This window comes from Clostridioides sp. ES-W-0018-02 (genome assembly GCF_020658175.1).
Lineage (GTDB): Bacteria > Bacillota > Clostridia > Peptostreptococcales > Peptostreptococcaceae > Clostridioides.
On record NZ_JACVVY010000002.1, the window covers coordinates 1 to 18,018 of the forward strand.

Consider the following 18,018-nt stretch of genomic DNA (forward strand, 5'->3'; position numbering starts at 1 on the left):
ATAGAGATAACAGCAGAAGATGGAACAACTAAAAAAGAATATAAGATAGAGTTGGCAGCTAGTAGTGCAAATGATATAGAATCAACAAGTATAGGAACATTAGATGAAGCGAATAAAAAAGTAACAGATATACCAGTAGCAACAAAAGTAAGTGAGTTAAAAAATGCAATAACACCATCATCAGGAGCAAGTGTTGAGATATTAGATGCAACAGGTGGAAGTGCAGTAACAAATCAAGATGATACAGTAAGTACAACTATGGTAATAGAGATAACAGCAGAAGATGGAACAACTAAACAAGAATATAATATAGAATTACAGAGTAATCCAATTTCAACTTCTTTATCTTCTTTAGGAAGATTGATGAGTAATATAATTAATTTTAATAGATAGTTTGAATTGGTCTTTATATAAACTATATAGGTACTATAGTTTTATATTAATCTGTACCATTTAAAATAGGTTAATGTAAGTTATTTAATATAATATAAGTATTATTACTTTCCTTAATATAATAAATAATTTATTTGATTTAAAATGATAGAAATAAAAAATATTAAAGACTGTAAATGAATTTGTATAAGAGCAAGTTTATTACAGTCTTTTTAATGAATACAATTAATAAATGTAAAACAAAGCGGTAATGTAAAATAATTTGTGCTTCAAGGTTAATAAAAATCTTCTTTATGGCAATGATTTAAATATAATCAAATGTCGTAAAGGAGATTTTTTATGAATACTTTAAGAAAACAATTAGTCAAAGAAATTATATCAGATGGAGAATTTATAAAATCTGGAGATATAAGTAGTTATCTAAGAGATATGTTCAAAGATATATTACAAGAGATGTTAGAACGAGAAGTGGCATTAGAGCTAGGTTATGAAAAGGGCGACAGCCATAACAAGAATACAACTAATAGAAGAAATGAATATAGCAAAAAAACTGTAAAGTCACAATTTGGAGATTTACAACTAGACGTTCCAAGAGACAGAGATAATGACTTTAACCCAGTAGTCGTTCCTAAAAATATTAGAGATATCTCAGGAATCGAAGAAAAAATAATATCACTTTATGCAAGAGGTATGTCAACAAGAGATATACATGACCAAATATTAGATTTATACGGTATAGAAATTTCAGCTGATCAAGTAAGTAATATAACAAATATTGTAATTCAAAGAGCTAAAGAGTGGCAAAATAGAACTCTTGAACAAGTTTATCCTTTTGTATTTATGGATGAAATTCATTACAAAGTAAGAGATGATGGAAAAATAAAAAATAAAGCTGCATATGTAGTTCTAGGAGTAAATAAGGATGGTTTCAAAGATATTTTAGGAATATGGATAGGTGAAAACGAAACTTCAAAGTTTTGGTATAGTGTTTTAACCGATTTAAAAAATAGAGGTGTTAAAGATGTATTAATTTTTAGTGTTGATGGATTAAATGGCTTTAAAGAGGCGATAGCCGCAAGTTATCCTAATTCTATAATACAAAAATGTATAATCCATCAGATAAGAAATACTTTTAAATATGTTTCATACAAAGATTCAAAAGCATTAATAAGTGATTTTAAATCTGTATATAAAGCAGTTAATGAACAAGAAGCCTCATCGGCTTTAGATAAAATAGATAAAAAATGGGGTAAACAATATCCTTCGGCAATTAAAGTTTGGAGAAATAACTGGGATGTTATAGCACCATTTTTTAGTTTTCCTGAAGAAATAAGGACTATAATGTACACTACAAATATAATTGAAGGACTTAATAGACAGTTTAGAAAGGTCACAAAAACAAAGTCCACTTTTCCATCAGACGACTCACTATTAAAAATATTGTTCTTAGCAAGTGAAAATGTGATGAAAAAATGGACTATGAGATATAGAAACTGGGATAGTATATATAATCAGTTATCTATATTCTTTGATAACAGAATATAATTTTTAAAAATTATATTTCAAAAATTTGCCATAATATATATGGTTTCCAAAAATATTTAGAAATATCCCAGTATATATATTTTACAATTTATTAGAATAAAATTCATATATTGGGAAATATTAATAGTAAATAAATAATTGTTGCTATAAAGTAGAAATTATTTTTAAAAGTGCAAATTAATTTACAGTCTCTATAATTAAATTAACTTTTTAATATTTTTATATCAGTTTAAAACTTCACATAATTTTCATATGAATTATCTATTAAATTCACACACAAGAGTTATTATATAAACATAGAAGATAGTAAAACTAGCTTAAAAACATAATATAATACCCTATACAAAATAGTGGCAACTCTCCCTCACATCCTCAATTGTTGCCACTATTTTAATTTTTTGTATAAAACAAAAAACCCCACCATAAAGTGGAGTCTTTCATAAATCTCATCTAACCTAAGCCTTAAAACAAACAGAATTTTTAACCTCAAGCTCTCTATTTATCTTAGCAACCTTAATCTTAATCTTGTCCTTCAAAGGGATACACCCTATATTGCTTTCACTTCTCACATTAACACTTCCAACAAACTTACCAGAATCATTATAATACTTTGCAACACCAACAATATCTCCCTTATTGATAGGATAGCTCATGCTCTTAAACACTATCTTAGGATTGATATTCTCATTATCTGAAACAACACCATATAAATCTTTATCTACTTTAACCTTTATCTTAAAATCATCAATACCATCAACACAAGGAGTTTCTATAGTATCTCCCTTATGAGCTATCTTCTTAGAATGGAAATTATCTTTACCATACTTCAATAAACTAGCAGAAGAAGAAATTCTACTCTTCTTATTACCATCACCAAGCACAACACCTATTAATCTATGATTTCTTTCATTTTTAGCATCTTTAGGAACCATCATAGAAAATGCAAAACAATATCCAGCATTATCTGTATAACCTGTCTTTATTCCATCTACACCAGGAACTGAAACAAGTAGAGGATTTGTATTGTAGTGTGTAAAATCCTTTTTAGTATCATTATAAACTTGCATAGTAGTTATTCTAGTAACCTGACTTTCATAATGGTCATACATATACTTTCCAAGAGTAACTATATCATGAGCTGTTGATATGTTTTCTATAGGAGGCTCTTTACGTTCTGGGTCAGTATATCTAGGAAGACCATTTGGATTAAAATAATACGTATCATGCATTCCTATTTCTTCAGCTTTCTTATTCATCATATCTACAAAACTCTTTTCATCTTTACCAATGTATTTTGCTATGGCCATAGCTGCATCATTTCCAGAAACAAGCATAAGACCCTGCATAAGCTCTCCTAGAGGTATTTCATCTCCATCTTTAAGCTTACAAGTAGAACCTCCAACAGAAGCTGTAGACTTGTCTATTTTTACTATATCAGTTTCTTTAACTTGATTCTTATCTACTGCCTCTATTGCAAGTAAAAATGTCATCATCTTACTTAAGCTAGCTAGAGGCATTTTTTCGTCGCTATTTTTTTCAAATAATATTCTTCTAGTATCTTGGTCTATAAGCAATGCCGCCCTTGACGAATTTGGGACTGGTGGATTATCTGCAAATGAGAATCCAGGTGTTATAAATGTAAAAATTAATGCAAGTATTGCTAAGTGTTTTATTTTTCTTTTCAAAATTTCATCCTCCATTTCATATACTAATTATGTGCGCAAGATAGGAACTATCAGTTTTATTTATTTAGATATTCATTAATCATATCTATTATATAAGCAATTTCCTCATCTGGTATCGAAATATTAAAGTAAGCTTCAGTTGTTTTAAAAGCTTCTCGTATTAATTCATATAATTTATAATTTTTACCAATTAAATCAGTAATGTTATTATATGGAAAAGTTGTATTTTTAAAACATCTTTCTATCATAAAAGAGCAGTGTAATATATATCCAAGTTTAAATTTACTCTTAAGGTCTTTGTCTATTAACTCTATTATTGAAAATAATGATGAATTAACATAGTTGAATAATTTAACTGAGTCTAATAACTCTAAGTTCTGAGACATAAAGTTTATTATTAAGCTGTTATATGATAGATTTGTTTCCTTTATATTAGTGATAATGTTGGCATTGAATGTACCTTCTATTATCTTGTTTAACATATCAAGCCCATAGCCATTTAGAAGTTCTTCTATGTGTATAAATGGAGTGTTAGCAACATTAAAGTCTACACTACCAACAACTGCTAAAATTTTAGTATTACTAAATTTATTCCTATACATTTTAAAACTCTCTATATTATGAGGAACTAAGTTAATATTGTATTTATTAATATTTTTAAGTGAAGAATTTATAAAGTCTGCAACTTTCATAGCTGAGCCATAACCTGTTATACAAGTAGTTATTATAACATAATCTCTTGATTTTTCAGGGTAATCTATTTCTGATGAGTCAATTGCAGCTCGTCCAATATATGGATTTAAAGAGCTTAAAGAGTTAGCTAACTCATCTAAGGTCATTTCCGGTAGAGTACTTTTTCTTACTGCTTCCAAAACTATTGGAGTAGACACCATTTCAATAGAGCGTGTTTTAATCTTTGTCTTTTCTGAAATAAGTTCTCCAAAAGCTATGAGAGAGCCCATATCTGTTAAAAGGAGTACTCCCTTACCTTTATCACATTCTTTTACCAATTCTATAGCTTTGTCAAGTATAGTACTTACTTTCACATCCAAAGGCATATCAATTGCATTACAATGGTTTGTACCAAGTAGTGAATTGGCTACATCACACATACTGCTAGCTGTTGAATTTCCATGAGCAAGTATTATAACTCCAATACTTTCAGCGTGATTATTAGGCTCAAGGTATGTACTATTTAGAAACATAGATATAAATTTTACTTCATCTTTGGGTAAAGATATCTGTAGGTCATTTTCAATTATACTTAAAACTATTTTAGCTATATTTAAATCTTTCTCTAAGAAAATTTTATCATTATATAGATTGTACTTAGGATTATATGTATCCTGGTTTATATTTTCTATTAGAGCACTTATATGCATTGAAAGAGCAACATAAGTCTGTTTTGTATATTTATTTCTAGATATTTTTTCAGCTTCTTTTAAAGAGTGTTCAACAGCATAGTAAATCTTTGGGTTGATTACTTTAAAAATCTCATTACTTGTATAATCAGAATGAGTCACTGATGATACTGAAAGTAATTTTGTAGAGTATTTCTCCATATAATTTATAAACATACTCCTTATATCATTTTCTAGATAAGGAATCTCTGTAGAGTATCTAAATCCATTGTTTGATGTATCTATATTGTATTTAGATAGTTCTTTTGTATACTCAACTTCTAAGTTGTTACCATTGAATTCATAAAAAAGCATATAATCAAGTTCTGATAATTTGTTTAAATTACTGCGATTTTCATTCAACTTTAAAAGACCAGTGTAAATATAGTCAGGCACAAGAGACAAGTCTATTTCTATGTTATCTTTTAATTCAGTCTTATAATTTAAAAATGCTCTTGCACTCATAAGTTGTATATCAGACTTAAGTTGACCTATATTACCAAAACAATCATAAAGTAGTAATGATTTAATTACATCTTTATGAACTCTTATAGTTGCATTAGTATATTTAGATTCTATAATGAAGAAATACTTAATGAGAGATAATCTTTCTTTTAAGGACCTATCCTGTAAAGCAGGTAGGTTAATTGTAACAGGAATTCTTCTTAGAAAAGTTCCAAGTAAGGAAGACTGTATATCTTCTGTTGTAGCACACACAATAAAGACTGTAGCTCTGTGTACGACATCAGATTCTCCTAATCGTCTGTATATACCTTTATCCATCAAAAGAAAAAGCATCTCTTGACCTTCTGGGGGTAATCTGTGTATTTCGTCTAAAAACAATATACCACCATTAGCCTGTGCAACTATCCCAAATTTATCCTTGTTAGCACCAGTAAAAGAACCTTTAACATAACCAAATAAATTACTAAGAAGTAAGTTAGCATTTTCTGCGTATTCAGCACAATTAAATACTACAAATTTACTTTCAGAAGAAAAGACTTTGCTTTCTATAGCATATTTGTACATTGTTTCAGCAAATGTACTTTTTCCAACACCAGTAGGCCCTATAAGTAATGTATTAAGACCTTTTGGAGGGTAAAGTATGGCAGATTTAGCTTTTTCTATAGCTAATTTAAGGCTAGAATCATATCCAAGTAATGTTGAGAAGACATCCTCTGAATCATTTTTAGTTGATTTAAATAGTTCATTACAATTGCTTATAGAATATTCTGAGCTATTTAAAGTACGGCCAATCAAATTTTCAATAATACCAGCATGTAAAAATAAAATAGGTTTACCAGATATTTTTACAACTTTCTTTTCATTGTATAGATTATTTAATTCTTTACTAGTATTACTTCTATCAAGAGATGAATTGTTAGCAACTTCAAGAGTAGTAAATCCTGTTTTCTCTGATTGTAGGTCTTTTAAAGTTATATTATTACATAACTTATGTAGTGATAATAAAACTTTATCTTTTCTTAACATATAGTACTCCCTTTCTTTATATTTAAGTTATATAAAATATATTATAATATATATTTTATATTAAAATAAGGTTTATAGTGGATATTTTGTATTTTACTTTTTAATATGTTGTTTTGTGTAGTAGTTGGTGTTAAAATAATAGTTGCATTATATGAGATATGGATTTTTATGGATTTACATAAGGCATTATGTTGTTATATTAGATAAGTATAAACTTTGTAATGTATGTAGCACTTTTATTTAATGTTCATATAAATATAAAAACTAATTATTTAAATAAACATAAAAATTAATTATTATCTTATGAGCAATTTGCAAGTGTACAGATTTAAAATTATAGTTATTGTAAATCATAAATTATAGTAGATTTTAAAGTATTCAATGAAGAATTAATAAAATGAATACTAGGTGGAGAGATAATTTTTTATTGAAACAAAAATAATGAAAAGAAAAATAAGCTTATAAAATTTAAAGAGGTTATATATCAATGGTTGAAAGTGTCTATGAAATATTAATTCAGCCATTTTATGGTGTAAATAACTTTATAATTTATTTTTGACAAGCATAAAAAACAAATTTTTTCATAAAATCTAAATATTGGATATTAATTATTTAAACTAGTTTAAATAATTAATATATTGTAATAAAATATGAATAATATTATAAAAGAATGGGAGATATGTTTTGTGGATATAGATAGAATTTTAAATTTTTCCTCAAATGCAGGTAAAGCTATGTTGCAGAGTGGAGGAGAAACTTATAGAGTTGAAGAAACGATAAGTAGAATATGCCAATCTTTTGGTATAGAGCATGTAGATGTATTTGCAACTCCAACAGCTGTAATGGCATCTGTTTTTGTAGATGGAAAACTACACTCAGCAATTAAAAGAATAAGTTCAAGAAGGGTAGACCTAAACTTAGTTCATGAAGTTAACTCATTATCAAGAGCAATCAGTATAAATGATTTAGATATTGAGTTATGTGAGAGGATTTTAGATGAGATAAGTGAAGACAATTATTATTCAGATATAGTAACAATAATTTTTGCAGGTATTGCAGCAGCAACTTTTTCTATATTATTTGGAGGAGATTTAAAAGAATTTATAGCTGCATTTATGGTGGGAATAATGACTAAATTTGTTATTATGTACTTAAATAAGTCTTCACTAAACGATTTTTTTGTAAATGCAATAGGAGCAGTTGTCATAGCTTTTTGTTCCATTGTAATTCTAAAGCTTGGATTTATAAAGACTATGGACCATTTAATAGCAGGAGCAATAATGCTTTTGGTTCCAGGGCTTGCTTTAACTAATGCGTTAAGAGACTTGTTAGATGGTCAATTGATATCTGGTCTTGCAAAGTTGGCAGAAGTATTTTTTGTAGGTGTATCCATAGCAGTAGGAATGTTTTTGGTACTAGGATTATACTTCAAGTTAGGGGGTATATAAATGAAATTGTTTATAGAAGTAGTAGCAGCTTTTTTTACAGCCTTAAGTTTTGGAATTCTATTTAATATGAAGGGAAAAAACTTGATAATATCAGGTGTCGGTGGAAGTATAGCATGGTTTTCATATAAGTTTTGTTTGAATATGGGTGTATCAGTAAATTTGTGCTTTTTTATAGCTACAGTATGTTTTGCAATATATTGTGAATTATGTGCTAGGATTTATATGACTCCATCGACAACTTTAAGTGTCTGTTGTCTTATAATCCTAGTACCAGGTTATGGAATATATAACACTATGTATTCTGTTTTAACTAATGACTATATTAAGGCAGTAGAGTATGGGGTAAGTACATTATCTTGTGCAAGTTCGATTGCATTGGGGTTAGTATTTATAACCACAGTATTTAGGAAAGTTAATCTATATGGAATAGTTTCAAAGATAAAAAATAATGAAAAATATAAGAAGAGCATAAATAAAATTAAACCACAGAAATAGAAAAAATTGACTTTTATGCCAAAGGATGATAATATAATAACATAAAATAGAATAAGAATATCTTTTATTAAATTAGATATTCTTATTGTCATAATATTAGTCACGGTTTTTTATTTCAACAAACCGACAACTTGAATCACAGATGTAAGTTTTAGAACTTGTTTTGTATTAACAAATTTGTATTAATGTAGAAACCTTAATTCTAAATTAAAAGGGGGAAGATTCACAATGGAGAAGCTGTCAGAGAAGAGGAGAGTCAAGGCAGTAAGTATGGAAACCTTCGTATTTATTGTACTTTTGGCGGTAGGATTTGGCTATGTAGGCAGTATCATGGGTGCAGGAATGATGTTCAAAGTAATAATGAGTACAGCACATGCACTTTTACTAGAAACAGTATTTTTGATAATGGCAATGGCAGTCCTTGCAGGTGCACTTAGTGCATTACTTTCAGAATTTGGAGTAATATCTTTAGTAAATAAGATATTTAAGGGCCTTATGAGACCTATATGGGGCTTACCTGGTGCTAGTATAGCAGGAGTAGTGGCAACTTATTTATCTGATAACCCAGCTATTATACCATTCGCTAAAGACAAAACATTTACACAATACTTTAAAAAACACCAAATACCTGCTTTATGTAACTTAGGAACAGCTTTTGGTATGGGACTTATTGTAACAACTTTCATGATAGCTCAAGGTAAAGAATATGTATTACCAGCTATAATTGGTAACGTTGGAGCAATAATAGGTAGTATTATTAGTGTTAGAATTATGTTGACTTTTACTAAAAAGTATTATAATTATGACCCTAAAATTGATAATGACAAACAAGCAAATGGAAAAGGTGAAAAGATTGAAGAGTTTAGAGAAATAAGAGATGGTAATGTATTCCAAAGAGGATTGGATGCTATACTTGAAGGTGGTAAGCTAGGTGTTGAAATGGGTATGGCTATAATACCAGGAGTTTTAGTAGTTTGTACATTAGTTATGTTATTAACTTTTGGACCATCTACAGACCCTGCTACAGGTCAAGCTGTTTACACAGGAGCTGCATATGAAGGTATAAAATTATTACCTGCTATTGGTGACAAAATCAGTTTTATAATAGAACCATTATTTGGATTTACTTCACCAGAAGCAATAGCATTCCCTGTAACTGCATTAGGTGCTGTTGGGGCAGCAATATCTCTAGTGCCAGAATTTATAAAATCAGGTGCTGTAACTCCTAATGATATAGCAGTATTTACAGCAATGGGTATGTGTTGGAGTGGATATTTAAGTACACACATTGGTATGATGGATGCTTTAGATGCAAGACCATTAGCTGGTAAAGCGATTCTTTCGCATACAATAGGTGGTTTATGTGCAGGTGTATGTGCCCACTTTATATTTATGCTTGTTGGATAGGAATGTTTTAAAAATCAAATATTAAGATATTATAATTTATTAGATTGAATCAAATTAACAATTTAAATATGTAAAAATTAAATTAGTGATTTAAATATATAAAGGTGCTGTTTTGAAATAGAGATTTATTTTCATTTTAAGACAGCACCTTTTAGTAATTTGAAGGTATTAATTAAATGTATTGATTGAATTTATTATGATAAAATTGTATTATATACATTAGAGTCAATTTAAACAGTAACAGTAAGGAGGAATTGCAGTAAATGAAAAAAGAACGACTACATCATGAAGACTTAAAAGAGTATGATTATGATGAAGATGACTATCTCAGTAAGAAAATAATTATTAAGGACTTTATAAAAACTATATTGGTTATGATAATTGCTACTGGAATATCAGTAGCTTTTAAAAAAGTAGGTTTTAATGAATCTAATATTATTTTAGTGTATATATTAGGTGTATTATTTGCTACAAGTATAACACATGGGTATTTTTTTGGAATACTTTCTTCAGTAATAGGAGTGCTATCATTTAATTTTTTCTTTACACACCCATTATATACTTTTATAGCTTATAGAAAAGATTATCCAATGACCTTTTGTATTATGCTTTTGGCAGCAATTATAACAAGCACTTTAACTTCTAGAATAAAAAAAGAAGTAAGACTTTCTCATAAAAGAGAGAAAATGATAAGGTTGCTTTATGAAAATAATAAAACACTTCTTAAAGCAAAAAATAAAAATCAAATAATTGAATTTTGTGGGTCTAATTTGGTAAACATGTTAAATAGAACTGTTATAGTAACTATTGCAGATGGTGATAATAATCTAGGTAAGCCAAGTATTTATATTTGTAATAATGATGGAAGTGAGAATATATTCCACTCAGTATTAGAAAAGGAAGCTATAAAAGAGGCTTTTAGAACAGGCGAACCAGTTGGGATTGGAACAAAATATTGTAAAAATAGTAGTGCTTACTATTTTCCTATAAAAGGTCAAGAATCCAATGTTCTTGGTGTTATAGGTATTGCATGTTTTAAAATTGATATTATTACGGAAAATGAAAAGATATTGTTGGAAGCAGTTTCAACACAGGTTGCATTAGCAATTGATAGAGAAAACCTATTTGAAAAGAATAAAAAAGCTAATCTTGAAACAGAACGAGAGAGATTAAGAGGAAACCTACTTAGATCAATTTCTCATGATTTGAGAACTCCACTTACAAGTATACTAGGTTCTTCTTCAACTATACTTGAAAATGATGACATAATAGATAAAGAAACTAGAGTAGAGCTACTAAAAAATATATATGAAGATACAAGTTGGTTAACACACTCTGTTGAGAATATACTTAGCATGACCAGAATAGATGAAGGAAAATTGGATATTGAAAAACGTCCAGAGGTTGTAGATGAAATAATTGCGGAATCTATATTAAGAGTTAAAAAATTTGCCAATAGTAGAGAGATACAAACCAATATACCAGATGAAATAATAATAGTTCATGTGGATGTATTATTGATAGAGCAAGTTTTAGTAAACTTAATTGACAATGCTATAAGACATACACCTAAAAATTCTAAGATAGAATTAACTGTAAGCAAAGAAGCCGAAAATGTATTATTTGAAGTGGCAGACAACGGAAAAGGAATACCAAGTGAAGATATTAAGAATATATTCAATAGATTTTATACAAAGAATAAAGCAAGAAATCTTGAAAGAAGAGGGATTGGTCTTGGTTTAGAAATATGTAAGTCTATAGTACAAGCTCATGGTGGAGAAATTATTGCTTTCAATAATCCTTCTGGAGGAGCTACATTTAGATTCAGTATACCTTTAGATAAAGGGGAGGTGAAAGACGAATGGAAGTAAAGCCGTTGGTTTTAATTGTAGAAGACGATAGACCAATTTGTAAATTTATAAAAGTGTCTCTGGAAACTCAAAACTATAGATGTGTAGAAACTGACAATGGAGGCACAGCTATATCACTTATACATTCTCTTGACCCAGATTTAATAATTTTAGATTTAGGTTTACCAGATATTGATGGAATTGAGGTAATAGGTAGAGTTAGGGCTTGTGCTAAAAATAATAAAATAATTGTTGTTTCAGCAAGGGAGCATGAAAGAGATAAAGTTGAGGCTTTAGATGGCGGAGCAGATGATTATTTAACTAAACCTTTTAGTGTAACAGAACTTTTGGCTAGAGTGCGTGTGGCCCTTAGAAATAAAGTTCAACAAGGTAAGATAAATAGTGACGTTCCTACCACCTTTGAGGTTAAAAATCTAAAGATAGATTATGAAAAGCATCTTGTATCTATTAATGGTGAGGAGATACACTTAACTCCAATTGAATATAAACTTGTTGAATTAATGTCTAAGTATTCAGGGAGAGTTTTAACACATAAATTTATAATAGATAAGGTCTGGGGTAATTACTATGAAAGTGAAAACCAATCCCTTAGAGTTTTTATGGCAAGTATAAGACGAAAAATTGAAAAAAATCCTGCTCAACCAGAGTATATTTTAACTGAAGTTGGAGTAGGATATCGCATGACAGATGAATAAGTATCAAATTAAAAGTATTAGTTAATCTAAACTAGTAATATTTTAACTAAATATAAATAGCCATGTATTTTATAATAAGTAGGAGGAAAGCCAGCCTATTAATATTATATTTGCATGGCGATTTTTAATACAAAAACTATATTTTAATAAAGACTATATTTTTATTTAAATAAAATATATTTCAAATTGAGCTTTAGTTAATTTGATATTTCTTTTTTATAAATAATTTTTATATATAAAATATTTTACTTATTAATAAATATTTTTTAATATAAAAAAGTTACTATTTTTATCTTTTTATAATGGTCTTTATGATATTATTAATATAACTATAATAACAACACTGTAATTCATTGTAGAATGTACTTTTTTAGCAATGAGAACTTATGTCTTTTTAAATGGGTAAAGCAGTTTGATTTTTCATAATATAAATATTTATTTAATAGTTATGTAAATATTTATACTATATATTGAATGAAGATATGAGTATAAAATATAATTTTTATAATGTAAAACTTGCTTAGAACTAAGTTAAGGTATGAATAACAAGAATTATATGAAGATTAAAAAAATAGTATGTACAGCAAAAGATATTTATGATAATTTAAGTTTTAGAGAGCCTCAATGAGTAATATGATAATGAGCTCTATTTGTCAAAAAAGATGATGCTATTGTATTCTTTTTTTTTATAAAAAAGTACAATAGCATCATCAAAGGTACATCAAAACTTGACATAGTTTCAAGAATTTAAAAAATTGAATAAAAGGAGTTATACATAAATGAGTGTGAGAAACTTAGTAGATGAATTAGATGAAATTATATATGTTTCCTCCTTGGATACATATGAACTTTTATATATTAATAAAAATGGGAAAAGGCTATTAGGGCTTGATGATATTTCTCATAGAAAATGTTATGAAGCATTACAAGGAAGAGATTCTCCTTGTGAATTTTGTACTAACTCTTTTTTGAAAGATGATGAATATTACATATGGGAAAATACAAACACTGAAATAGACAGACATTTTATATTAAAAGATAAATTAATTGAGTGGGAAGGCAGAGCTGCACGACTGGAAATAGCTCTTGATATTACTGATAAGGAAAATATAAGTAAGTCGATAGAAGAAAAATTAGAAATAAAAGAATTACTAGTTGGGTGTATTAAACATCTTATAACAGAAACTAATTTTTCAGATGCTATAAATCTTGTATTAGGCAGTATTGGGAAATTTCATAAGGCTGATAGAGCATATATTTTTGAAGTGTCAGCAGATGGTAAAAAGATAAATAATACATATGAATGGTGTAATCAAGGGGTTGAGGGACAAAAACAATTCCTTGAAGATATTGATATTGAATCACTAAAAAATTGGTTTTTATTATTTCATGAAAAAGGTTTTATAATAGTAGACAATATAGAAAGTTTAAAAGAAACACAACCAATTGAGTATGAAATTTTAAAACCTCAAAATATTGAAAGTTTAATAGCATCTTCATTAAAGCAAGATGATAAAATTATTGGATTTATTGGAGTTGACAATCCACAGAGAGCTGTTAAGGACACATCTCTTTTGACTTCTCTATCTTATTTTTTATTGACTGAAATGAAAAAGAGAGAAGTAGAAAATAAATTGAATCATATGAGCTACTATGACTTTTTGACTGGGGTTTACAATAGAAATAAATATATTAAATACATAGATAATTTTTACAGCAATAAAGCTAAATCTATGGGGGTTGTGTTTATAGATATAAATGGATTAAAAGATATCAATGATAACTTTGGACATGCTAGTGGCGATTCTGCTATTGTATCAACCTGTGTAATTATAAAAAAATACTTTCATTCATATAATATTTATCGTATTGGTGGAGATGAGTTTGTTGTATTATGTGAGGAAATTTCAAAACAACTATTTGAAGAAAAGGTTACTTGGTTAAGTGAGGAGTTTAAAGATACTAGGGTATATAGTGTAGCAATAGGAAGCACTTGGAGTGAAGATAATATAAATATACATATGTTGACTAAAATTGCTGACGAGAGAATGTACCAAGATAAGCAAAGATATTATGAAAAAAATAAATTAAGGACCAATAAATTAGAGGAGATAAGCAATTTAAATGCTTCAGAAAAAAGAATTTTATCTACATATGAAGATTTAGAGACTAAAGAATCTTTTGACAGTATAACAAGTGATGGATATTCCAAAACTTATGAAAAATTAGTTTATAATACATATGATATTATCTTAGATATTTGCTTAGAGAAAAACTTAATTACTCCAATCTATCAATCAGAAAACAATATTTTTAAAATTTCTGTAAAAGAGAACATACAAAAAACATTTTTATACATTAGAAACTATATAATTCATCCTGATGATAGAGCTATATTTTACTCTAATCTTTATTCAAAGTTTCTTGATGATTCAAAAAATAACAAGCAAGAGGACTTAAAGTTGAGTTTTGAATGTAGATGTTTAGGAGAGGATAAAAGGTACTATTGGGCATCTATGTGTATCCTAAATGTCATCAGTAAAAATAAATTTGGTGAAAATCAGACGCATATTTTGCTTTCTATTAAAAATATAGACCATATTATGCAAATACGTAAAAGGCAAAGAGATATATTGACAGGGCTATATAATTACGAAGGCTTCTGTCAACAAGCAAACTTATTACTCAAAAAACATCCTAATAAACATTATGTTGCTATAATGATAGATATAGATAAGTTCAAGGTAATTAATGATATTTATGGTATTCAAGAGGGAGATAGGGCATTAATATATATTGCAGAACTGATTAAAAAAAATATTACTTCTAAGGGAATCTGTTGTCGTATGTATGCAGATGTGTTTTGCATTTTTTATGAGTGTTATCATGATAAAGAGGTAGATAAATTAATTTATAAGATTACAAAAAATTTAAGTATAAAGCAATTTGAATATATGTTAGTACCATGCTTTGGAATTTATAGGATTTTGGATAATAATATATCAGTTACAAATGCCTGTGAAATGGCAGGATATGCACATAAAAATGTAAAGAAGCAAAGTATAAGTCATCATATGTTTTACGATGAAGCTATGAGGAATGATGCAATTGAAGAAAAACAGATGGAAAGAGAAATGGAGTATGCATTGGAAAATGGACAGTTTCATGTATACTTACAACCTAAGTATAATCTTGAAATAAATGAAATTGTAGGAGCAGAGGCCTTGGTTAGATGGATACATCCAGAAAAAGGTATAATACCTCCAAATAAATTTATATCACTATTTGAGAAGAATGGGTTTATTATTAAACTAGACATGTATATATGGGAGCAAGTATGTACTTTGATAAGAAAATGGATAGACTTAGGTCAGAAGCCAATACCGATTTCTGTAAATGTATCAAGATTACATTTGTATAATCCTCAATTTAGATATATTGTTTTAGGTCTAATAAATAAATATAATATACCAAAATCATTTTTGGAATTAGAACTTACAGAAAGCTTATTTATTAAAAATATAAAGCTATTTGCCAAGATAATAGCAGAGCTTAGAACAGATGGTATTATATTAAATATGGATGACTTTGGCTCGGCATATTCTTCATTAAATATGCTAAAAAATATAAATATTGATACATTAAAGATAGATTGTGGATTTTTCAATGAAAAAGAAATTACAGAAAGAGAAAAAATTGTTTTAAAGCATACTATAGCCATGGCTAAGGACCTAGAAATGGATGTAGTTGCAGAAGGTGTAGAAACAAAAGAGCAAGCAGAATTTTTAGCTAGTTTGAATTGTGTTGTAATTCAGGGATATTACTATTGTAAGCCTATTCCAAGTCTAGATTTTGAAAGTTTACTTTATAATCATCAAGATAGTAAACTAATAACTACTTAAAATAATATACTTTATTTAAATGTAATATATTCTGTGATAGGTTGTCTAAATTAAATGTAAGATAGTCTGTATATATTCAGTCAATTAATAATTCAAGGTTGAAATATATACAGGCTTTATAGTATTTAAAATTTAATTTTTAGAGATTTTTATTCTAAACGCTTGTATAGAACTTCTTTACCATAAATATAGAATGTGAGATAATAAATTAAATAAAAAATAAAAGCAATGACATTATAATTTTTTAGTAAGTACAATATGGATGGATTAGGAGCGAAGTTTATGATAGTGGGTATTATAGGTCCTTCAGACTCTGGCTTTAAGATAAAGGAAGACTTAAAACAGATAGATAGCAATTTAGAAACTAAAATATATGTAAGAGAAAAAGTAGTAGATACAGTAGAAGTTATTTCAAAATGTGAAGATGAATGTGATGCTATTATATTTACAGGATGTGGAGTCTATGAGTTTATAAAATCTAAACATGAAATAAGTAAACCACATTCATTTGTTCCAAGAAGTGGGACAAGTATAATGAAAGCATTTTGGGCAATAAAGAGCGAAAATATAAAGCTAGATAAATTTAGTATAGATGTAGTTGATAGATATGTTGTAGAAGATGCACTTAAAGAGTTTGATATTGAAGCTACAAGTATATTTTGTAGGCCATTTTCTTTAGAAGTAGGAGAATCTGAACTTGCAAAGTGGCATATACAATTGTTTGAAGAAAATAAGACCGAGATAATGATAACTGGTTTTGGAGCAGTGTACAATGAGTTAAAGGAAAGAGGTTATCCTGTATTTCGGCTACAAGCAACTATACAATTAATCAAAGAAAGTTATGAGAAAGTGAAGAGTGAATATGCTCTAAGTAAGGCTAGATTTTCTCAAATTGCAGTAGAAATATTGAGTCTAATAGACTATAAAGAGAAGATAGAAAACTATTATTCTGATATGATAAAAAAATCAGATATGGATAAGCTTGTAGTAAACTATGCAAGAAGTATTCAAGGTTCTTTATTTTCGTTTGGAAGAAATGATTATGTGGTATTTGTTCATAAAGGTGTAGCTGATAATGAGTACAATTATGATAAATTATTTAAGTTAAAAAGAGATATAAAAGACATGGGATTTTCTCTTAGTATAGGTATTGGGACTGGAGTAACTGCATATCAAGCTGAAAATAATGCACATAAAGCATTGAGACATTCAATAGATTCAAAAGAAATTGGTATATATTTAGTAGATGAAGATGAAAATATAAGAGGTCCTTTAGCCTCAGAAAATGAATTAAATTACTCCTTAGTATTGTCTGATGAAAAAGTAATAGAAATATCTAAAAAAACTGGAATGAGTTGCGAATCAGTAGCAAAAATTATAGCTATAAGTGAAAATAGAAAAAGCAAGATTTACGATTCAAAAGAATTGGCAGAATATCTAAATGTAAGTGAAAGAAGTGCAAGGCGTATACTGAATAAAATAGTAAGTGCAAATCTAGGGAGAATATGTGCTAAAGAAACTAGTATTGGTGGAGGTAGACCAAAGAATATTACTGAGATATTGTTTTAAAATATTATATAAGATTGTATGAAGTGTCATATAAAATACTAAAACCTATGTAAATCAACTTTTTAAAATAGTACTTATAGAGTTGAAAATACATAGGTTTTTAATTATGAGAGTTAA

The 18,018-nt window shown here is 28.0% G+C and carries 11 protein-coding genes; 9 read left to right on the top strand and 2 right to left on the bottom strand.

Annotated features, from left to right (window positions below):
• A partial coding sequence (locus tag IC219_RS06450) for a hypothetical protein (protein WP_227861660.1) occupies positions 1-393 on the top strand: 393 nt, incomplete at its 5' end.
• Positions 394-732: 339 nt separating this feature from the next.
• Positions 733-1,938 (top strand): IS256 family transposase, encoded by a 1,206-nt coding sequence (locus IC219_RS06455; protein ID WP_227831379.1) that lies wholly within the window; start codon positions 733-735, stop codon positions 1,936-1,938.
• Between the two features lie 455 nt (positions 1,939-2,393).
• On the opposite strand, the gene IC219_RS06460 is transcribed toward IC219_RS06455, so the two are convergent.
• Both IC219_RS06460 and IC219_RS06465 read right to left on the bottom strand, forming a co-directional pair.
• Complete coding sequence (locus tag IC219_RS06460; protein WP_227831378.1) at positions 2,394-3,638, bottom strand: D-alanyl-D-alanine carboxypeptidase family protein; 1,245 nt, start codon at positions 3,636-3,638, stop codon at positions 2,394-2,396.
• Between the two features lie 41 nt (positions 3,639-3,679).
• Entirely contained in the window at positions 3,680-6,514 is a 2,835-nt protein-coding gene (locus IC219_RS06465) for a sigma-54-dependent transcriptional regulator (RefSeq protein ID WP_227483658.1), read from the bottom strand.
• Positions 6,515-7,200: 686 nt separating this feature from the next.
• Here IC219_RS06465 and IC219_RS06470 point away from each other — a divergent pair.
• The 7 genes from IC219_RS06470 to IC219_RS06500 all read left to right on the top strand — a co-directional run bounded on the left by IC219_RS06470 (position 7,201) and on the right by IC219_RS06500 (position 17,901).
• Entirely contained in the window at positions 7,201-7,962 is a 762-nt protein-coding gene (locus tag IC219_RS06470; protein ID WP_227483657.1) for a threonine/serine exporter family protein, read from the top strand.
• Entirely contained in the window at positions 7,963-8,457 is a 495-nt protein-coding gene (locus IC219_RS06475) for a threonine/serine exporter family protein (RefSeq protein ID WP_227433653.1), read from the top strand. It abuts the gene before it with no gap.
• A 228-nt stretch (positions 8,458-8,685) separates the two neighbouring features.
• Positions 8,686-9,864 carry a hypothetical protein gene (locus tag IC219_RS06480; protein WP_227483656.1) on the top strand — a complete coding sequence of 393 codons (1,179 nt, stop codon included), beginning with the start codon at positions 8,686-8,688 and terminating at the stop codon, positions 9,862-9,864.
• 263 nt (positions 9,865-10,127) lie between these two features.
• Positions 10,128-11,735, top strand: a complete 1,608-nt coding sequence (locus IC219_RS06485) for an ATP-binding protein (RefSeq protein WP_227433651.1) — start codon at positions 10,128-10,130, stop codon at positions 11,733-11,735.
• Complete coding sequence (locus IC219_RS06490; RefSeq protein WP_227433650.1) at positions 11,726-12,430, top strand: response regulator; 705 nt, start codon at positions 11,726-11,728, stop codon at positions 12,428-12,430. The genes IC219_RS06485 and IC219_RS06490 overlap by 10 nt, the downstream gene beginning before the upstream one ends.
• A gap of 779 nt (positions 12,431-13,209) precedes the next feature.
• A complete protein-coding gene (locus IC219_RS06495) occupies positions 13,210-16,332 on the top strand; it encodes a bifunctional diguanylate cyclase/phosphodiesterase (RefSeq protein WP_227831377.1) in 3,123 nt (1,040 codons plus the stop codon).
• A gap of 282 nt (positions 16,333-16,614) precedes the next feature.
• Entirely contained in the window at positions 16,615-17,901 is a 1,287-nt protein-coding gene (locus IC219_RS06500; protein ID WP_227433648.1) for a transcriptional regulator, read from the top strand.
• The last annotated feature ends 117 nt before the right edge of the window (positions 17,902-18,018 follow it).